Source organism: Aureibaculum sp. 2308TA14-22, from assembly GCF_040538665.1.
Taxonomy (GTDB): Bacteria; Bacteroidota; Bacteroidia; order Flavobacteriales; family Flavobacteriaceae; genus Aureibaculum.
The window spans coordinates 156,645-178,010 of sequence record NZ_JBEWXT010000001.1; the positions used below are offsets into that span (position 1 = coordinate 156,645).

The window sequence follows — 21,366 nt, forward strand, 5'->3', positions numbered from 1 at the left end:
CTTTTCTTTTTTGGAAAGCAATGCATGATTTTAAAGTAGTAAGAATGATGAGAAAATTAATAAGTAATACTATTAGCATAATCTTAATTACTTCGTTTATGCTGAATGCTGGATGCAAAGAAATCAAAACGGTGTCCCAATCTGAAAAGGTAAATTTAAAATTTACTGAATTAAAAGTAATGACATGGAATATATGGGGAAAACTAAATTTAGAACCACGCTACACCATTAATAATAAAACAGCTCGTCAACGAGTTATTGATATTTTAGAAGATAGCGAGGCAGATATTATTACCATGACAGAAACTTATGGCTCAGCAAAAGCAATAGCAGATGCTTTGAAGTTTAATTACTACACACCATCCCCAGATGCCAACTTGACTATTTTTAGCAGGTATCCTCTAGAAAATTTTGGAAATATTAAAGGATTATCTCCTTTTTCCTTTATTACAGCCACAGTTAACTTACCAAATAATAAAAAAATAAAAGTTTATAATATTTGGTTAACTAGCGGAGGTAGACATATTGTTGAAATAAAAAATAAGAAACTTTCAGATGAAGCATTTAACAAGGGGGACGAAAACCGTTATGAGCATATTAAGCAATTATTAGAGCATGAAGATTTAAAAAAAGATTTTTTAAATAAAAAAGAAGTCCCAATAATAGTAGCTGGAGACTTTAACTGTGTGTCGCATTTAGATTATACAGAAGAAACGAAAGCAAAAAAATTAAATTATAATAGAATTATTCCTAATAAAGTTTCATTGGCAATGACTGATGTTGGATTTAAGGATAGTTATAGAATTGCCAACCCAAAAATCACCAAAGAAACCTTGGGTTACACTTGGACTACAGTTGGGCTAGAATATATCTATGAGTCTGGACAAGGATTTGTACCTATTAAAACTAAAATTCATCCTGAACCTCAATATAGAAATCCTTTCACTAGAATAGACTATATTTATTATGCTGGAGATATGTTAGAAACTATAAATTCAAAAACTATAATACATCATAAGTCAAATATAAAAAGAAGTTTTCCCGAGTTCCCATCAGACCACGGAGCAGTTTTAACTACTTTTAGATTAAAATAATAAGAAAGTTAAGTTATAAAATAGAATCATTGATGAATTTTTTGGTTCATGAAAACAATAAATTAAACATATGAAAAAGAATTTTTTTAAAATATTAGCAATAGCATTTTTAATATATAGCTGCACCGAAAAAAATAGAACTTTTACGGAATCAGAAATAGCGATACTGCCTAAACCCGCTTCAGTAATATTGGCAGAAGCTTCTTTTGCGTTTAAAGAGGGGCAACACATAGTTGCAACTACTTCCGCACAGCAACTCGCCGCAAATGACCTTAAAAACTTTGTGAAAGATAAATCTGATTTTAACTTGACAATAAACGAAAATTCTGGTTCCATAACTTTTGAAAAGGCCGAAGCTTTAGACGCCGAAGAGTATCAGTTAACAATAACTCCGAAAAAAATAACCATTAAAGCTAATGACCAAGCTGGTTATTTTTATGGTGTACAAACCTTGAAGCAGTTACTCTCTAAAGAAGTTTCTGAAGAAACCAACAAAACCAGCTATTTAGTACCATCTATTACCATTAAGGATAATCCGCGTTTTAAATGGCGTGCCTATATGTTGGATGAATCTCGTTATTTTCAAGGTGAAGCATTTGTCAAAAAACTATTAGATCAAATGGCATTATTAAAGATGAATACTTTTCATTGGCATTTGGTTGATGATGCTGGTTGGCGAATAGAAATTAAAAAATACCCTTTGCTGACCAAAATAGGTGCTTTTCGTAGCGATTCTGAAATAGGAACTTGGAAAAGTGGAAAAACTTCTGGCGAACCTCATGGCGGATTCTATACACAAGCACAAATTAAAAATATTGTGGCGTATGCGGCAGAAAGAAATATTACAGTAGTGCCTGAAATTGAAATGCCAGGGCATTCAAGTGCGGCTATTGCTGCATATACTTGGTTAGGTACTGCTGGCGTGGATATTGATGTGCCTGTAAAATTTGGTAGGCATTATGATAATTATGATGTTACCAAACCAAAAGTAATTCAGTTTATAAAAGATGTGTTATTGGAAGTTTTTGAATTATTTCCTTCTGAAGTGATACATATTGGTGGTGATGAAGTCGGTTATAAAGTTTGGGAAGACTCAAAACATGTACAAGATTACATGAAAAAAAACAGTATAAATACACCCGCTGATTTGCAAATTCACTTTACCAACAACATCTCAAAATTTATTGAAGAAAACGGACGTAGAATGATGGGTTGGAACGAAATTATGGGTGTAAACATCCACAAAGGTTTCGAAGAAAAAAAACATGATGCAGCAGCAGAAACGGAATTGGCTAAAAATGTGGTAGTCCATTTCTGGAAAGGCGATTTAGAATTGGCTACAGACGCTGCTAAAAAAGGATATGGTATTGTGAACTCATTACACAGTAATACGTATTTAGATTATAATTATGAAGCTATTAGTTTAGAAAAAGCGTATAGTTTTAATCCTATTCCCGAAGGTTTAGAATAAAAATATCATAAAAACATTTATGGTTTGGGTTGCCAAATGTGGAGTGAATGGACACCAACTAACGCTGATGTTGAACGACAAACTTTTCCTAGAATTGCTGCCTATGCTGAAGTGGGTTGGACATCTTTAGAAAATAAAGATTATCAAAGTTTTAAGAAAGCTCTAAAAAAAATACAAAAACATTGGGATGGTTTAGGAATTAATTATTTTAAAGATTATGAAAAAATTGAGGCAGAATTAAAAGCAAAAGAAGAGGCGAAAAAAGCAAAAGAGAAAAATTAAATAATGAAAAAGTACCTATATAATTATCTTATACTATTTACAATAACTTTTTTTGTTGTTTTTGGTAGTTGCAATAAAGACGATGCCATAGCACCATCAATACCAACAAATCAAATACCGAAAGAACTAGCGGTAGATTCTGTTCAAACATTTAATCAGATTACCTCTAGTGATAACGAAATTAGCCGTTTAGGATTACGGTTTAATTTTACTGACTTTCAGCCTACGGGCGTTTATGTTAAATCCAATTCAACCTTAAAACTTAATGTGACATTACAACAAGGGACGCAGCTACCGCAATTGTTGGTAGGAACGTATTCACATAGCGATAATTGGAATCATCAACCTTTGGTTTTCGATTTGCAAGAAGGGGATAATAGTTTTCAAATTGGTAATGACGGATTAGTTTATATCAATTATACAGATTATTCAAATCCTAACGGAAAAGTGCAAATAAAGTTTACCGATGGCTGGAAACACTCACCAGTTTATACTTTAAATAAAACATCCAGTGCCACTTGGAAAAAAATGCTGGATTATTTTAAAGATGTTCCATCAGCTACGTTAATATCCAATAAAGCAATTTTGGTGGTAACCAGAGAAAAAGCAATTGAATACCAAAATGAAAATCAAGAAAATTTACTAAAGTCTATTGATGAAACAATCGAATTGTATAATGAATTAAGTGGTATGGACAACTCTACAGCTATTCATAAACCTATGTTTCATAAACTCTTAATGGCAGAATATACTGGATCAGATTATTATATGTTTGCTTATTATTATAGAACGGCATATAGCACAAGTGGAGTGCAATATATTTTGAGTGAAAAAGAATTTAAAGAAGACGGTTGGGGACCTTGGCATGAAATAGGGCACATGTATCAAATGAATGCTTGGACCTGGAACGAAGTAGGAGAAACTACCGTAAACATATACAGTTTAGCTTCGGAAAAAGCAAAAGGCATTACAACTTCAAGAATGAAACGCGAGAATCGTTGGGGTGAAATTACTACCTATTTGGCTTTGTCGGATACTGATAGAAGTTTTAATTCTGATAAAGCAAGTGTTTGGGTGCGTTTAGGAATGTTCTATCAGTTGCATTTAGCCTTTGGTGATGATTTTTATAAAATACTGCATAAAGCTGTAAGGGAAGAAAACCAGACAATAAACAACGATGAAGATAGAATGCGAACTTTTATGATACATGCCTGTAAGGCCTCAAATAAGGATTTAACGGCGTTTTTTAAAAAATGGGGTTTGAAGTTTTCCGGTGTTGAAAATGTGTATACTCAAATCCAAGATTTAGGTCTATCTACTCCTTCTGAAGATTTAACTTTACTAACCGATTAATTTAAAGATAACAATGGTAAAAAAAATGACAGTATGGTTTTTCACGTTAATGTTATTAACGGCATGTACTCAAGAAAAGGATTTTACAATAGCCAAAACTTTTGATGAACCAATAGATCCATCTCCCAATACGGAAGAAAAATGGCAAACTGTTCCAAAAGGATTGCAGGCTTCAATGGCATCAACAAACATTCGTTTTGTAAAAAGTGTTATTCCTAAAATTAAACAAGAAAATACCTGGACTGAGGATATCTGGAAAGGAGAACGCGTATCTGCTCAATTTGTACTTTGGAGCAATGATTCTTTAAATAACGTTCAAGTAGAAGTTTCAGATTTTGTTTCGGATAGCGATGATAGAATACTTTCTGAGAATATTCAATTAAACTTTGTTAAATATGTAATTACCGATGAATTTGCCGGCGGTTGTGGGTATCGGAAACCAGAAGATTTTGCATCTTCACTAGCTGCTGATGCTTTTGATTCTGTAAATTCTTATGCTGTAAAAGGACAAGAGACCAGACCTGTTTGGATTACGGTAGATGTACCTTCAGACGCAGTAGCAACAGCATACAAAAGTACAATAACGGTAAATGTAAAAGGGCAAAAAAGTAAGAAGTTCGAACTGAATTTAAACGTAATCGATAAAGTTTTACCGCCACCTACCGATTGGAAATTTCATTTAGATTTATGGCAAAATCCGTATGCAGTAGCACGTTTTCATAAAGTGGACGTCTGGTCTCAAGAGCATTGGAATTTGTTAAGACCATTAATGAAAAGACTTGCTAATGCTGGGCAAAAAGTAATTACGGTATCATTGAATAAACGGCCATGGGGTGGACAAACCTATGATCAATTTGAAGCTATGGTCGACTGGAAAAAGAAAACCGATGGCACTTGGGAATACGATTTTACCATATTTGATAATTGGGTGCAGTTTATGATGGATTTAGGTGTTAAAAAGCAAATAAGTTGCTATTCTATGGTACCTTGGGGTAATGAATTTTATTATTTTGATGAATCTAAAAATAAAGAAATAAAAGTAAAAGCAGCTCCTGGAACAAAAGAATATGAAGAATTGTGGATTCCATTTTTAACTGAGTTTAAAAAACACTTAGCTAAAAAAGGCTGGAACAACATCACCAGAATCGCTATGGACGAGCGTGGCCCAGAGGAAATGAAAGCCATGCTAAAACTCTTAAATAAATATGCTCCTGAATTTGGAGTGTCATTTGCTGATAATCATAAAAGTTATAAATTATACCCAAATGAGTTAAAAGATATGTCGGTGGCTTTTGGCCATCCTGTAGATGCCGAAGATTTGGTATTAAGACGTACTAATGGTTATGTCAGTACGCATTATGTATGTTGTTCCGATGGGTTTCCAAATACATTTACGTTTTCGCCACCTGCAGAAGGCGTTTTTATTGGTTGGTATACTATTGCCGCAGATTTTGATGGATTTTTGCGTTGGGCTTATAACAGTTGGGTAGAAAACCCTTTGCAAGATTCACGTTTTAGGGCTTGGCCTGCTGGCGATACCTATATTGTGTATCCGGATAATAGAAGTTCTATACGATTTGAAACCCTACGTGATGGTATTGAAGATGCTGAAAAAATTAGAATACTCAGAGAAGAACTGAAAGCTAAAAATATGCTGGATGAGCTAGATTATTTAAATAAAGTGGTTGCTCAGTTTAATATTGTTGAAAGCCCTAAAGGCGGGGTTGCAGTTATGATTGCTAATGGTAAAAATGTTCTAAATGCATTAGCGAAAAAATAAATATTTGAACATATACTATTGCTATTGTAGTTATATCATTGGTAAATTTTTCTAAAAATGAACCTTTCTAAAGAGAATTAAAACGCTACTCAATGAAGTGGGATTAAAGTCACCAAAAAGAAGCACCATAAGTTTCTTATAGAAAATGGTAACATCAAAATTTACAATATAAATGGAGACTTTGATAAATGTGTGTTAGAAGTTATTAGTAGTATTAAATAACGTTAATTTTTTCGGTTTTCGCAAATATATATTTAATATATGTAAAAAAAGTTGCATATTTGTAAATATATTAATTTCATAATTGCTAGTATGAATAAAAAATTAAATTTCTCTCATGTTCACTCAAAATTTTAATACATTTTCTTGCAAAGAAAACCAATCTAAAAGGATTAGAAAGGAAACTTTACCCAATGATTAGGGTTAATAGATTTTCGTAAATGAGGTTACACTTTGATCACAATTTTGTCGTTACTTTTCTTTAATTTAAATAAACTACCATGTTAAAAGTTAAAATACTATTGCTCGTTTTATTATTATCACTTATCGGTTTTGCTCAAAAGAGTGAAGTTGAAAATATTATTCTTATTTCTGTTGATGGACTCCGTTGGCAAGAAGTTTTTCAAGGAGCCGATTCTCTATTGGTCAAGGATAAAAAATATTGGGCAGAAACAGCCGATGAAAGACGTAAAAAATTATTGCCCTTTTTCTGGGAAACAATTGCGAAAAAAGGACAACTTTATGGAAATCGTAATTTAGGGAACAAAGTCAACGTTAAAAATGAGTATTGGTTTTCTTATCCTGGTAGAAGTGAGACCTTATGCGGCTACTATGATCCTAAGGTAAATTCTAATGGGTATCCCAATAATCCTAATGAAAATGTATTGGAGTTTTTAAATAATCAAAATGGCTATAAAGGAAAGGTAGCCACTTTTGCATCATGGAACGCTTTAGGAAGAATATTGAACAGAGATCGCAACGGAATGTTGGTCAACCTTCCTGGAGAAGATGTAGAAGGTGTTAATTTGACCGATGCCCAAAAGTTGGCCAATGAACTTCAGCATTTTGTGCCAGTGTATTTTGGGGATTGTAGACCCGACGCTTTCACTTATGGTTTAACTAAAGCTTATTTGCAGGCACAACAACCGAAAGTGGTACATATCGACTTTGCGGATACCGATAATTACGGTCATTCAGGAAAATATGGTAGCTATTTGGATGCTGCACATTTTATTGATGGTATGATTGCCAATTTGTGGGAAACTATAGAGAGTGACCCCAATTACAAAGGTAAAACGGCTATTTTGGTCTATCCTGATCATGGCAGGGGAGTTGGAGAAAAATGGACTGGGCACGGAACAGGCAATCCTCAATCCGATGAAACGTGGCTGATCGCATTAGGACCGGGAATCAAGCCTTTAGGGGAAATAGAGAAGGAAATGCAAATTTATCAGGATGAAATAGCACAAACAGCAGCAAAATTATTAGGTTTTACTTTTAAAGCCAACCACCCCGTTGGAGAAAGTATAAAAAGTATCCTAAAATAGAATAGGATTAACCTTAGAATAGATGTGCATAAATTATTTTACTAATAATTTTAATATTAGAAATAGCACTTGAACTTAAGCAGAATTAGATTTTTTTTTACAATTTTTCTAAACACTGATAAGAAAATATAACGAAAATAATTCCACATAATTTATATGAAGATTAAATTAGTAGTTATAGGATTCCTTTTTTTTGGCATAAACTTTTTTGGCTACGGCCAATTAAAGGGTAAGGTTTTTATTGATAATAATAATAATGGTATCAAGGAAGACATGGAAAAAGGAGTGCAAAACGCAGTGGTTTCTGATGGATATAATGTGGTTCGCACCGATAAAAACGGAAATTATCATTTACCAGGATGGAAAAAACAACGTTTTATAACTATTTATCCAAGTGGTAATTTCAAAACAGGTAAAAGGTTTATCCCCATCACTTCCAAATCAATATCATATGATTTTTCAGTAAAAACAAAAATAAAAAAGGAAGATGTAAATTTTGTGCATATCTCTGACACCGAAACGCATGAATATGGCGATTGGGTTGATAACCTAAAAAAATATATTAAAGTGCATAAGCCAGATTTTGTGGTACATACTGGAGATATATGTTATAGAGCTGGCATGGAGTGGCATGCCGATCACTTAACGGAACAAGAATTGGGAGTACCTATATATTATTGTTTGGGTAATCATGACTTAATCGACGGTGATTATGGAGAGCAGTTTTTTGAAGAGAAATTTGGCCCAGCCTGGTATGCCTTTGAAGAAGGATATACCTTATATGTAATTACCCCTATGATGGGGGGTGACTTTACTCCTGGGTTTGACCATGAGGATATTGGTGGTTGGCTTCAAAATTTATTGGCTATTTATGACAAAGAACAGCCCAAAATGTTTTTTAACCATGATCTGTTGACGAATGGAGATAGTTTTGTTTTTAAGAAAAATAAAAAAGAGTCCATAGTTTTAGAAGATTATAGCCTAAAAGCATGGTTGTACGGTCATTGGCATATTAATATGGTTAAAACCCATGGTAAATCTGGGATAGTATCCTATAGCACTGCTACTCTGGCTAAGGGTGGAATAGATCATTCACCATCTAGTTTTAGGGTAATTAATGTGAATAAGGATGGAAATCCCAAATCCAAATTAATATGGAGTCATTTGGAAAGGGAAATTCAAATTGTCAGCCCTCAAAATAACCAACTTAGATTAAATGATGATGGGAATATTGAGATATCAGTGAATGTATACGATAGCGGATCTGAAGTAGATAGTGTCCGGTACAGCATATGGAGTAAAAAAGAATTCAATTGGGATTCATTATTGTATAAATCAAAATGGAAGCCCATGAAAAAAACTTCTGATTGGAACTGGAGGGCAACCTATTCTCCAAACAATGAAAAGAATTTCGAATTGGTAATTGATGCCTATTTACATAGTGGAGAAGTACTTCATAGAAAGAAAAATTTTAGTTTAGAAGATAAAAAAGTCAAGAGTACACCTAAAGTTGAATGGTCAAACTTAGGGGGTAACAAGGAGCATCACCCCGTAGTAGATATCAAACAGAAAGCACCCTATGCGATGGAATGGACGACTAATGTGGGGAGCAATATTTACATGAGTTCACCAGTAATTAAGGATAATTACGTGTTAACAGCAGGATTTGATGATAGCAATGCAGAAAATTGCTTTATTTATTGTTGGGAAGCAACATCAGGCAGGAAGTTATGGCGGTTTCAGACGAAAAATGGTGTTAAGAATCAGATGGTCATCGCTCAAGGAAAAGTGATAGCAACGGATATGATTGGCCATACTTATGCAATAGATATCACTTCAGGAAAATTAGTTTGGGAGAAAGATTTAGAATACAACCGAGTTCCTGGATTTATTACTGGTTTGGTCACCGATGGGAACATCGTTTATACGGGATTTTCGGAATCACTTTCGGCCATAGAAGTTAATACTGGAAGAGTTTTATGGCGAAATGCTGCTTGGAGTGGAGGAGAGGGAACTACACCGACAATGACAATAGCAGATGACGTTCTTATTGCCTCGCGTCATTGGGGAGCCATATATGCTCATGATAGGTTTACGGGGAAATTGTTATGGTCTAGGAGTGATGACAATCTACGCTTTAGAGACGGTGTTTTGAGTTATAAAGATAATTATCTTTGGGTAGCCGAACGGGACAAATTTCATCAACTGGATTTAAAAACAGGAAAGACTGTTAAAAGTTTTATTACTGGAATGCAACATACGGGTACTTCAGCCCCCATAGTATTGAAAGATAAGGTCATTATTTCCGGATCCCATCCTGGTGTTGCCTCTTTTGATTTAAATTCGGGAAAGAAAAGCTGGGAGTTTCAAGTAGACCCTGCCTTATTTTATACTCCTTCTTATTTTTCAGACCAGCAACGAAGTCTGGAAACTACACCTATATTGGTAAGTAACAATCTAATTTTTGGTGCAATGGACGGCAAGGTTTATGTGGTAGACGTTGATACGGGGCAGCTAGTGTGGAAAACAATTTTAGGTGCCCCTGTGATTACTTCAGCGGCAGTTATTTCTGATGGATTTTTTATATGTGATTTTGCCGGAAACATCTATTTTTTTAAAGCAGGCGAAATATGAAAAGATTATTTCAAATATTAATAGGGTTGTTTTTTCGTGTACGAGAAACCCCGAATTATCGACAAAATACTACCGTCATTTTAATTGGTGCGGATTGTATGAGTGTTGATGGGCGTTTAAAAGCCAACAACCTTTAAATGAATATTCTAATGAAAAATGGAGCTAGTTGGTTTAAAGCAAGGGATTTTATGCTAGTTATTGGTGGCTCAAATCGGGGCTCAATGTTCTTAGGGGTGTCCAGAATAACGCAGAACCACTAATAACAAGTGGCGTATCTCCAATTACAGCATTGAAGATACTATTAGATATGAAGATGGGTTTTTTCCTTCGGTTTTTAATATTATTAAAAAGGAAGATTCACTAGTAAACAGAAGGCTTTAAAAAATATATATAAACTATGAAACACATAAAGTACATTTTAATTATAGTATTTACATTAAATATAATGTCGTGCAAAGCTCAAGAAACGGTTTATGAACCTACTTGGGAATCTTTGGACGCACGCCCAATTCCAGATTGGTTTCAAGATGCAAAATTTGGAATTTTTATTCACTGGGGACCTTATTCAGTTCCAGCTTGGTCTCCAAAAGGAACGTATTCAGAATGGTATCAGAAATGGTTACAAGGAAAATCTTTATTTGGAAATGGAAATTTTAAAGGAGATGAGGTAGCTGTTCACCACGAAAAAACTTATGGTAAAGATTTTACCTATTACGATTTTGGAAGATTATTTACAGCAGATCTATATGATGCCGATGAATGGGCAAATTTAATTGAAAAATCAGGTGCAAAATATACCGTATTAACCTCCAAACATCACGATGGTTTTACGCTTTGGCACAATAAGCAAGCTAATGATAGGGGGTTTGCTTGGAACAGTATGGAGGTAGGTGCTAAACGCGATTTGGTTGGAGAATTTATCGAGGCTGTAAAGAAAACAAACGTTAAAGCAGGATTGTATTATTCATTGTACGAATGGTACCACCCTTGGTGGAAAAATGATAAAGAACGTTTTGTAGATGAGCACTTTTTACCTCAAATAAAAGATTTGGTAACTAAATACAATCCTGATGTTTTATGGGCTGATGGCGAATGGGATATGGAAGCCGATAAATGGAAATCCAAAGAGTTTTTAGCATGGTTGTTTAACGAGTCTGTTGCTAAAGACAACATTGTAATAAATGACAGATGGGGCAAAGGTATCCGTAAAAATCACGGTGGTTATTTTACTACAGAATATGAAGTGGAAGCTCCTGGATTTGATCGTCCTTGGGAAGAATGTAGAGGCATGGGTTTTTCGTTTGGCTACAATCAAAATGAAGATATTCAAGATTATAATTCACCAAAAGCATTAGTATTGACCTTGATAAATATCGTAAGTACTGGCGGCAATTTATTATTAGATATTGGACCCGATGCACGAGGAAATATTCCTGTTATTATGCAAGAACGATTGTTACAAATAGGAGGGTGGCTAAAGACTAATGGCGAGGCTATTTACGGAACAAGATTATGGAATAATTCTTTTCAATGGTCAGAAAAAGGCGAAAAGAACTATAAGCCAAAACAGCATTATTTAGGCGGTGATGTTATACTAAAACAAACCATAGACCCAGAACCAGGTTACGCAGTAAAAGAATTATTCTTTACACAGAATAGTGAAGCTTATTTTGCAATTTTGCCACAATGGAAAAATGAAATCGTGATAAGAGATTTTAAACCCTCTGCGAATACTGAAATCACTTTATTAGCAACGGGAGAAACCCTAAAAGGTAAACAAACAGGAGAGGATTTTGTAATAACTATGCCAGTTTACCATCCTAACAAAATGAGGGAAACGGACAGTTATGCTTACGCAATAAAAGTAAATAAATGATAAAAAGTAATACCAAAATAAATGAAGTTTAAACATTTAAAAATTTTAGTAATTACCTTATTCGTTGTATGTTATTCTTGTGCTCAAAAAATTGCACCGCCTGAACCGTTTGGTCCCATACCTTCAGAACGTCAACTTCGATGGCACGAGATGGAATACTATGCTTTTATTCATTTTAATATAAATACGTTTACCAATATGGAATGGGGCGATGGAAGTGAAAAGCCAGTACAATTTAATCCATCGGAGTTGGATGCCAGACAATGGGCAAAAACGATTAAAGATGCGGGTATGAAAGGCGTTATTATTACGGCAAAGCATCATGATGGATTTTGTCTTTGGCCGTCAAAATATACTGAGCATTCGGTAAAAAACTCACCATGGAAAGATGGAAAAGGCGATGTGCTCAAAGATTTATCGGAAGCTTGTAAAGAGTACGGTTTAAAAATGGGTGTGTATTTATCACCTTGGGATAGAAACCATGCGGATTATGGTAAGCCAGAATATGTAACCTATTTTCACAATCAATTAAGAGAGTTATTAACCAATTATGGCGACATTTTTGAAGTTTGGTTTGATGGGGCAAATGGTGGTTCTGGATTTTATGGAGGTGCAAATGAAACACGTAAAATTGACAATAGAACCTATTATCAATGGGATAAAGCCATCGAAATGGTTAGAGAATTACAGCCTAATGCAGTTATTTTCGGCGACGGTGGTCCTGGAGTACGTTGGGTTGGTAACGAAGAAGGTTGGGCAAATGAAACCAATTGGAGTTTATTGAGACGTGATGAAGTGTATCCTGGGTATCAAAAATATAAAGAGTTACGTTCTGGACACGAAGATGGTACACATTGGGTGCCCGCTGAATGCGATGTATCAATTAGGCCAGGATGGTACTATCATAAATCTGAAGATACACAAGTACATTCACTAGAACGTTTAGTAAAAATATATTACGAATCTATTGGAAGAAATGCGTCGTTATTATTGAATTTACCAGTGGACGATAGAGGTCTGGTTCATGAAAAAGATGTGGAACAATTAATGGCTTTAAAGCAACAGATAGAAAAAGATTTTTCAAAGAATTTGGCTTTAGAAACTAAAGTTTCTGCAACCAATGTTAGAGGAAATGCTTCAAAATATGAAGCAGAGAATGTAAATGATGGAAATTCAGAAACGTACTGGTCAACCGATGATGATGTTAAAAAAGCTTCAATAACGTTGTCTTTTAAAGAACCTACCGAAGTGAATAGAATTGTTTTGGAGGAGTACATTCCTTTAGGTCAACGTGTGAATAAATTCACGGTTGAAACTGAAGTAAAGGGTAAGTGGAAATTAATCGATACCCAAACGACTATTGGCGATAAACGTATTTTAAGATTTAATACGGTAAAAGCATCAAAAGTGAGGGTAAATATAGAAGCTAAGGCAGCATTAACAATTTCGAATATTGAGTTGTATCGTGCTCCAAATTTTTTAACACAACCTGTTATTACAAGGAATATCGAAGGTGAAGTGACTATTGTCGTAGCAGATGAAAATATTGAAGTATATTATACGCTTGATGGCTCAGAGCCAAATACTTCTTCATTAAAATACAATCAACCCTTTATGGTGAATCAACCAACAAAAATAAAAGCGATTGCATATAATCCAGAAGATAAAGCCCAAACAAGAGTTAAAGAAGTTTATTTCGATATTTCTAAAAAAGATTGGAAAGTACTTAAAACACCTTCAACTAAAAGTTATAGAATTCCTAGAATTATTGATGAAAACCTAGATTCTTCTTGGGTGAGTGATTCAAACATTGGTAAATCTAAAGAAGTAATTGTCGATTTAGGAAAAGCGTATGATTTGTCAGGTTTTACCTATATGCCAATGCGAGGGCGTCATCCGGAAGGAATAATATCGCATTATGAATTTTTTGTAAGTATGCACAATGAAAAATGGATGCCTGTTGCAAAAGGTGAGTTTGGGAACATCAAAAACAATCCTATCGAGCAAACAGTAAAGTTTAAATCAACTAAAGGACGCTACATTAAGCTAAAAGCACTTAAAATAGTAGATGGAGTTGACAAAATGTCTGTTGGAGAATTAGGTGTAATTACTGAATAATTAAGCATAAAAAATCAATGTAAAAAAATCATTCTATCAATGCATCTTATGCTCAAAGGCAAAAACACTATTGTAAATCATAATCTAAATATTGATGTTGAGATTCTTTTTGTTCAAATTACAAAAAATAATGACACAAATAATAACACAAAAAATGCTAAATTACTTATCTATTCCTATCATTATGCTTTTAGCATGTAATGAAAAAAATAACACAATTAAAAATCCTGAACCTTCAAATACTTCAACTACCGATAAGGTTTTATTGATAGGTTTCGATGGTATACGAAGCGATGTCTTTGAGCTTTTATTAGAAAGTGGTCAGTTGCCCAATATGAAAAAGCTGATTGACAATGGTGTATATTTCAGCAAAGCGACCACATCTGATTTAACCGGAAGCTGGGGTGGTTGGTGCGACGTTTTAAGGGGTGTACATCGCGATAAACACGAAGCAGGATATTGGGGTCAAAATGTTGATCCAGGATCGGATATTCCAGAATTTGTGGCATTCCCAGATCTGTTTACAAGGTTGGAAGCACATAATAGTGATTTGAATACCAAATCGTTTATTACTTGGGAAGGATTAGATAAATCCTTAGATAAGGCCGATGAAAGAATTTTTGAGAATTATAATAATAACGGTGATGAAATTGTTACCGCCAAAGCTGTTGCTAATTTAAAAAGTGGCAATCCCGATGTTGTTTTTTTCTATCAAGCTGATACGGATATAGGTGGTCATAACAACGGGTTTGGGCCAAATGCCATTGCAACTTCATTGAGCCAGTTTCCATCTGCATATATAAATACAATCAAGCAAGCAGATATTAATGCGGGTAAGGTATTAACAGCAATAAAATCTAGGACAAATTTTGATAATGAAAAGTGGTTGGTCTTGTTTACCTCGGACCATGGTGGTACAAACGGCGGTCATTCGCAAAACAGAGTTGCGGAACGAAATGTTCCTATAATAGTCAGTAGTTTGAATTTTGAAATTTCCAAACCTACTAACGATGCCAGTCATATTGATATTCAACCAAAAAATATAGATATTGTACCTACTATTTTAAATTATTTAAGTATTTCTAAGACTTCAGATGCATGGTTAGCTTTGGAGGGTCATGATATATTTGAAATTATTGATATGAAGCGAGATTTAAGTCTTGATAAGAACTTAATCTTTAATAGTGACGCCGAATATGACACGGGTTTTGATGGTCAAGATGAGACCATTAGAGATGGTGGTTCCAAGGCTGGAGAGAGAGATTGGCCCGCTGAAGGTGTTTATTGGGATCAAACGATAAGTGCCTGGGACGACTGGACAGAAACACCATCTAGGCATAGTATGACGGTTGCTTTTTATGGATCAGGGCAAGATGACACATTTCTGCAAAAAGATCAAGCAACAAATTGGAACGGAGGTAAAAACTTTTTTTGTGCTGGGATAGATGGTAATAGTGAGATGGAACAATCAATTAATATAAGTTCTTTATCCGCTAATTCTTATGAAATTTCAGGTTATTTAGGAGGAAGTAAAACATCAAGTGACACTGCTACAATAACGGTTACATTTTTAAACTCTAGTGGTAGCGAGATCAGTACTACTGTGGTTAATGGACCTTCTGCTTACGAAAGGGACAATACCACAACGTTAATCTTAAAGAGTAAAAACGGATCCTTGCCAAATGGTACACATTCCGTAAAAATTAAATTAAAAATTAATGGTAAATATGGATTTGCCGATAATTTAAGTTTTGTCTTGAAAAATTAAAAGTAACTTAAAAGTTCAGAAATTTTGAAATACTGAAAGTTATTTGAGATTCACTAACTAAGATTGGTTTTATTAATCCATTCAGGCGATTTTGCATTGTCACCTATTTAAAATGTGTAAGAATTCTAAAGTTTTAAATAAAGAAGAAACTTTTTATTTATCAGACCATTATTCAGTAGTGGCGGAGTTTCATATTTAATATTTGTAAATTAAAAATTAAGAGTAAAACTATGTTGAAAAAAATCACGCTATTAATCACTATAGCATTAAGTTGTCAACTTAATGCACAAAATGCAGATGCTGAAATTTATTCAGGAAAACAATTAAAATACATAGGAATGCCTATTGGGGGTATTACGGCAGGACAAGTGTATTTAGGTGGTGATGGTCAATTATGGTATTGGGATATTTTTAATATACAGCGTATTAAACCAGGTGGCCCTGGTGATAAATTTTATATCAACCCCTTGACGCAAGACAATCAATTCGACCAAGGTTTTGCGGTTCGTGTTAAAAAATTATTGCCAACAACCATTACACCTATTGTAAAACCATTAAATAGCGATGGATTTTCTGACATTACGTTTAGAGGGGAATACCCCATAGGGAAAGTAACGTATAAAGATGCCGATTTCCCAATATCAATAAAACTAAATGCGTTTTCACCATTTATTCCGACCGACCATGAATCGTCTGATTTTCCAGCAGTAGTTATGGAATATACATTGACCAACGATTCAGATACTAAAGTTTCTGTGGAGTTATTCGGGTGGCTTCAAAATATGGCTAATTATAAAACGGCAAGTGAAGCTAATGGAAAAGCTAAAAATGAAATCATAAAATCAGGAGAGGCACTTCAATTGTTTGCTTCTTCAAACGTAACTGATGAAGCCAGCAAAGATTTACCAGATTATGGTAATATGTCTTTAACCCTATTAGAAGGCAATGAGGCTTGGGGGTCGCCATCTACACCACAAGATATTAATTATAATTTAACTGAAGTTTCTCCATCAAAAAATAAAGGCGAAGAAACTGCTTTAGGAAAAAAACTTACTGGCGTTATAGGAAAAGAAGTTGAACTGAAAGCAGGGGAAAGTAAAACATTAACCTTTGTGCTATCTTGGTATTTTCCAAATGTTCACCGTAAAGAAAGTGGTTTTCACGATTTAAAAAACAGAGATAATTTAAGACATTATTACAGTAAAAAGTTTAAGTCATCAGCAGATGTGGCAAGCAAAATTGCTGCAAAAAAAACTAAATATTTAGAAACTACAAAACAGTGGAATAAAACCTGGTATAATGCATCATTACCATCATGGTTTTTAGATAGAACTTTTGTAAATACAAGTATTTTAGCAACAACTTCTTGTTACCGTTTAGATGACTTAACTGATAATCCTGACAATGAAAACCGTTTTTACACCATGGAAGGAGTGTATTTAGGTCATGGTACATGTACACATGTTTTTCATTACGAACAGGCATTAGGTAGAGTGTTTCCTAGTTTGGCCCGTCAATTAAGAACCCAAATAGATTATGGTTTATCATTTAATAAAGGGGTTATTGGTTATAGAGCAGAATTAAGTGAAATTGGACATCATGATGGACGCGGTTATGCGGTTGATGGACAAGCAGGAACCATTTTAAGAGCCTACAGAGAACACACTACTGCATCAAATAACAACTATTTAAAATCGTATTGGCCAAAAATTAAAGAAAGTTTGGAATATATGATTGCACATGATGCTGAAAAATCAATAAAGCCAGACGGTATTTTAGAAGGTGTACAATACAATACCTTAGACAAAATGTGGTATGGTAAAAATGCATGGCAAAGTAGTCTGTACAATGCAGCATTGCAGGCAGGTGCAGATATGGCAATAGAAATGGGAGATAAAAAGTTTGCGAAAAACTTCAAGGCCATAGCTAAACTAGGACAACAAAACATGACCAATCAATTTTTTGATGGTGAATATTTTATAAATATTCCGGATCCCGATAATACGGAGAATCCAAATACTAATATTGGTTGTCATATTGATCAAGTATTAGGACAATCATGGGCTATTCAAGCAGGATTACCACGCGTATTACCTAAAAAGGAAACGGTTAGTGCCTTAAAATCAATTTATAAATATAATTTTCAAAAAGATGTTGGAAAATATTTAGATACGGCGACTATCAAAAATGTCCGTTTTTATGCCTTGCCTGGTGAGGCGGGAACTATTATGTGTACGTTTCCAAAGGGAGGAGCATTAGAATCTAAAGGCACAAAAGCGGCAGATTGGGATAATCTAGTAGTAGGCTATTTCAGTGAATGTATGACCGGGTTTACCTACCAAGTGGCGGGACATATGATTGCTGAAGGATTGGTAGATGAGGGAATGAGTATGATTAAAGCCATTCATGATCGTTATCAGCCTCAAAAAAGAAACCCATATAACGAAGTGGAATATGGTAATCATTATACACGTGCCATGTCTAGTTACGGAGCTTTTGTATCGGCTTCTGGGTTTACATTAAACGAGCCTAATGGAAGAATTGGTTTTTCACCAAAGATAAACCCTAATGATTTTAAATCGGCATTTATTGCAGGAAACAGTTGGGGTACATTTATCCAAAAAGTTGAAGACAACCAGCTAAAAGTGAGTTTAGAAGTTACTTATGGTAAATTAAAACTACAAGAAATTAGTTTAGATGAATTATCGAATGCTAAAGAAGTAGTATTGATAATAAATGAAAAAAAAACAAAAGCAAGATTAATTAAAAGCAATACTAAATTAATCGTGTATTTCAAAACCATTACACTTTCGAAAGGTGATAAATTAGAAATTAAAGTTTCATAAAAGTAAAATAATTTTACTTATAATATAATTTTATTGTTTTTAATGGAAATAGTTTCATATTTTTGTGTTAATATAATTTTGATAACCAATTAATAAAACTTAATACTATACAATGAGTGCAGAAACGAAATCCAAAACATCTTTACCTGCCAAGGCTCAAGTCGTTGTCGTTGGCGGTGGAGTGGTAGGAACAAGTGTTCTTTATCACTTGGCAGAGCGAGGTGTTGAAGCAATCCTTTTAGAAAAGAATGATTTAACAAATGGTGCAACTTGGCACGCTGCTGGTCTTGTAGGTCAGTTACGTTCTTCTCGTAATGTTACCCGATTAGTACAATATTCTGCAGAACTTTATCGTCGCTTAGAAGAAATTACAGGTCAACCCGCAGGTTGGAATGAAGTGGGTTCGCTTCGTTTGGCATCTTCAGAAGAGCGTATGATGGAGCTTCGCAAGATTGCGACACAAGGTAAATCGTTTGGTCTTGAAGTAGAGATTCTTACTCCAGAGCAATGCCAAGAAAAATTCCCTATTATGGAACTTGAAGGTTGTGTTGGAGGGGTTTATTGTGCTACAGATGGTTATGCAGATCCATCAATGCTTACTCAAGCATTGGCTCGTGGTGCACGTGCCAATGGAGCACGTATTTTCCGCGATACGATGGTTGAAGGTTTTGAAAAGAAAAATGGCAAAGTAACCGCAGTCGTAACAAACAAAGGAACAGTTGAGTGTGACACCGTTGTAAACTGTGCAGGTATGTGGGCTCGACGTGTTGGCCAAATGGCTGGCGTTAACGTTCCCATAGCCATTATGGAGCACCAATATATGGTAACCAAAGAAATGGATGGCGTACCAAGAGACTTGCCTGTAACTCGTGACCCAGATAAAGCTGTTTACTACCGTTCAGAAGTAGGTGGTCTAATTTTTGGTGGTTTTGAGCTTTCGCCAATTTTATATAACCATGGAGATATGCCATGGGATTTCGTATCACAATTATTCGAACCAAACTATGATCAATTTGAGCAACTTTTTATCCCAGGTTTAGAGCGAACGCCTATTCTTGAAAAAGCAGAAGTGCGTCAAATGATTAATGGTCCAGACGGATACACACCAGATTCTCACTACTTATTAGGACCTTCACCAGAAGTTCCAAATTACTTCTTAGCAACAGGAATGAACTGTTTCGGTATTGCAGGAGCTGGTGGAGTTGGTAAAGCAGTTTCAGAATGGATTATTGATGGTCGTCCAAAATTATATATTTATTCAGAAGATATTCGTCGTTTTGGTGCCCCTCATTATGCAGCAGATAAATACGTTGGTGCTCGCACAAATGAACACTATCCGAAACATTATACCCTTGCATGGCCACACGAACAAGACAAGGCAGAACGTAACTTACGTCGCAGTCCTTTATATGATAAACTGAAAGATCAAGGTGCTTGTTTTGGTGAAAAATCAGGTTGGGAACGGGCACTTTGGTTTGCTCCAGAAGGGGTAGAAGCAAAAGAAGAAATGGCATGGGGTCGACCACATTGGCATAATCATGTGGGTCGTGAAGTAAAAGCTATTCGTGAAAACGTAGCGATTTTAGACCAATCCTCATTCGGAAAGATTGAAATACGTGGTAAGGATGCGTTGCAGGTACTTCAACGTCTTTGTACACGTAATATGGACAAGCCTGTAGGTACACTATCTTACACACAAATGTGTAATAAGGATGGTGGTATTGAATGTGATGTAACGATTGCACGCCTAGGAGAGAACCATTTCTATATGATTACAGGTACTTCATTTACAGCACATGATTTGGATTGGGTAAATATTAACATTAAAGATGATGAAGCATGCGTTGCGTTTGATTGCACATCATCAAGAGGTGTTTTGAATCTTTGTGGACCAAATGCCCGTAAAGTTTTAGAAAAAACATTAATAACAAAATTCGATGATGTTTCTAACGAAGGGTTCAAATTCGGAACTTGTAAACAAATACATATTGGTTCGGCACCAGTTCAGGCACTACGTGTAAGTTATCACGGAGAATTAGGATGGGAGTTACACATGCCAGTAGAATATACTGCTTATGTTTATGAAAAATTAATGGAGGCTGGCGAAGAGTTTGCTATTGCTAATGTAGGATACCGTGCTTTAGAATGTTGTCGTATTGAAAAAGGATATTTTTACTGGAGTGGTGATCTTACGGCAGATTACGATCCATACTGTGCTGGACTTGGATTTAACGTTCATCTAAAGAAAAAGGTTGACTTTATTGGTAAGGATGCACTTGCTAAAATTAAAGCTGAAGGAACACGCTTCAAAATGTGTTTCTTTGAACTTGAAGAAGAGACAGAGATTTATGGATCAGAACCATTATACTGTGACGGCGAAGTCGTTGAAATTGTTACTTCCGGTGCTTTTTCTCATACACTTGGAAAAACAATTGCCTTCGCATATGTGCCAACAGCAAACTTAGATGCAAAGACTTACGAAATCGAATCATTCGGTAAACGAATTAAGTGCATACGACATGACAAATGTCTTTATGACTTTGAAAGAGTTCGTGTTCTTAGCTAAAAATATTTAAAATATAAATTAATATTAGATT

The 21,366-nt window shown here is 34.9% G+C and carries 11 protein-coding genes and 1 pseudogene; all 12 read left to right on the forward strand.

Going from position 1 to position 21,366, the window contains the following annotated elements:
* Positions 1 to 44: 44 nt before the first annotated feature.
* The 12 genes and pseudogenes from U5A88_RS00700 (at position 45) to U5A88_RS00755 (ending at position 21,335) form a co-directional block, all read left to right on the forward strand.
* Positions 45 to 1,094, forward strand: coding sequence for an endonuclease/exonuclease/phosphatase family protein (locus U5A88_RS00700; protein ID WP_354203119.1), 1,050 nt, complete (start codon positions 45 to 47; stop codon positions 1,092 to 1,094).
* A gap of 70 nt (positions 1,095 to 1,164) precedes the next feature.
* A pseudogene (locus U5A88_RS00705) lies at positions 1,165 to 2,847 on the forward strand (beta-N-acetylhexosaminidase).
* A 3-nt stretch (positions 2,848 to 2,850) separates the two neighbouring features.
* On the forward strand, positions 2,851 to 4,200 hold the full coding sequence (locus U5A88_RS00710) for a M60 family metallopeptidase (RefSeq protein ID WP_354203120.1): 1,350 nt from the start codon (positions 2,851 to 2,853) through the stop codon (positions 4,198 to 4,200).
* Positions 4,201 to 4,225: 25 nt separating this feature from the next.
* The gene (locus U5A88_RS00715; RefSeq protein WP_354203121.1) at positions 4,226 to 5,980 is read left to right on the forward strand and encodes a DUF4091 domain-containing protein; all 1,755 of its coding nucleotides are present in this window, start codon (positions 4,226 to 4,228) and stop codon (positions 5,978 to 5,980) included.
* A gap of 500 nt (positions 5,981 to 6,480) precedes the next feature.
* Positions 6,481 to 7,527 carry an alkaline phosphatase family protein gene (locus U5A88_RS00720; protein WP_354203122.1) on the forward strand — a complete coding sequence of 349 codons (1,047 nt, stop codon included), beginning with the start codon at positions 6,481 to 6,483 and terminating at the stop codon, positions 7,525 to 7,527.
* A gap of 156 nt (positions 7,528 to 7,683) precedes the next feature.
* Positions 7,684 to 10,161 carry an outer membrane protein assembly factor BamB family protein gene (locus U5A88_RS00725; RefSeq protein ID WP_354203123.1) on the forward strand — a complete coding sequence of 826 codons (2,478 nt, stop codon included), beginning with the start codon at positions 7,684 to 7,686 and terminating at the stop codon, positions 10,159 to 10,161.
* Complete coding sequence (locus U5A88_RS00730; RefSeq protein WP_354203124.1) at positions 10,158 to 10,298, forward strand: hypothetical protein; 141 nt, start codon at positions 10,158 to 10,160, stop codon at positions 10,296 to 10,298. The genes U5A88_RS00725 and U5A88_RS00730 overlap by 4 nt, the downstream gene beginning before the upstream one ends.
* A 260-nt stretch (positions 10,299 to 10,558) precedes the next feature.
* A complete protein-coding gene (locus U5A88_RS00735; RefSeq protein WP_354203125.1) occupies positions 10,559 to 12,037 on the forward strand; it encodes an alpha-L-fucosidase in 1,479 nt (492 codons plus the stop codon).
* 21 nt (positions 12,038 to 12,058) lie between these two features.
* Positions 12,059 to 14,155: an alpha-L-fucosidase gene (locus tag U5A88_RS00740; protein ID WP_354203126.1), complete on the forward strand. Its 2,097-nt coding sequence runs from the start codon at positions 12,059 to 12,061 to the stop codon at positions 14,153 to 14,155.
* A 130-nt stretch (positions 14,156 to 14,285) separates the two neighbouring features.
* The gene (locus tag U5A88_RS00745; protein WP_354203127.1) at positions 14,286 to 15,923 is read left to right on the forward strand and encodes an alkaline phosphatase family protein; all 1,638 of its coding nucleotides are present in this window, start codon (positions 14,286 to 14,288) and stop codon (positions 15,921 to 15,923) included.
* Positions 15,924 to 16,153: 230 nt separating this feature from the next.
* Positions 16,154 to 18,769: a GH116 family glycosyl-hydrolase gene (locus tag U5A88_RS00750; RefSeq protein WP_354203128.1), complete on the forward strand. Its 2,616-nt coding sequence runs from the start codon at positions 16,154 to 16,156 to the stop codon at positions 18,767 to 18,769.
* A 112-nt stretch (positions 18,770 to 18,881) separates the two neighbouring features.
* Positions 18,882 to 21,335 carry a GcvT family protein gene (locus tag U5A88_RS00755; protein WP_354203129.1) on the forward strand — a complete coding sequence of 818 codons (2,454 nt, stop codon included), beginning with the start codon at positions 18,882 to 18,884 and terminating at the stop codon, positions 21,333 to 21,335.
* The last annotated feature ends 31 nt before the right edge of the window (positions 21,336 to 21,366 follow it).

Coding starts and splice junctions, on each gene's coding strand:
- U5A88_RS00745 (WP_354203127.1), top strand. CDS start 14,286: ATGACACAAATAATAACACAAAAAATGCTAAATTACTTATCTATTCCT.
- U5A88_RS00750 (WP_354203128.1), top strand. CDS start 16,154: ATGTTGAAAAAAATCACGCTATTAATCACTATAGCATTAAGTTGTCAA.
- U5A88_RS00700 (WP_354203119.1), top strand. CDS start 45: ATGATGAGAAAATTAATAAGTAATACTATTAGCATAATCTTAATTACT.
- U5A88_RS00710 (WP_354203120.1), top strand. CDS start 2,851: ATGAAAAAGTACCTATATAATTATCTTATACTATTTACAATAACTTTT.
- U5A88_RS00740 (WP_354203126.1), top strand. CDS start 12,059: ATGAAGTTTAAACATTTAAAAATTTTAGTAATTACCTTATTCGTTGTA.
- U5A88_RS00725 (WP_354203123.1), top strand. CDS start 7,684: ATGAAGATTAAATTAGTAGTTATAGGATTCCTTTTTTTTGGCATAAAC.
- U5A88_RS00720 (WP_354203122.1), top strand. CDS start 6,481: ATGTTAAAAGTTAAAATACTATTGCTCGTTTTATTATTATCACTTATC.
- U5A88_RS00735 (WP_354203125.1), top strand. CDS start 10,559: ATGAAACACATAAAGTACATTTTAATTATAGTATTTACATTAAATATA.
- U5A88_RS00715 (WP_354203121.1), top strand. CDS start 4,226: ATGACAGTATGGTTTTTCACGTTAATGTTATTAACGGCATGTACTCAA.
- U5A88_RS00730 (WP_354203124.1), top strand. CDS start 10,158: ATGAAAAGATTATTTCAAATATTAATAGGGTTGTTTTTTCGTGTACGA.
- U5A88_RS00755 (WP_354203129.1), top strand. CDS start 18,882: ATGAGTGCAGAAACGAAATCCAAAACATCTTTACCTGCCAAGGCTCAA.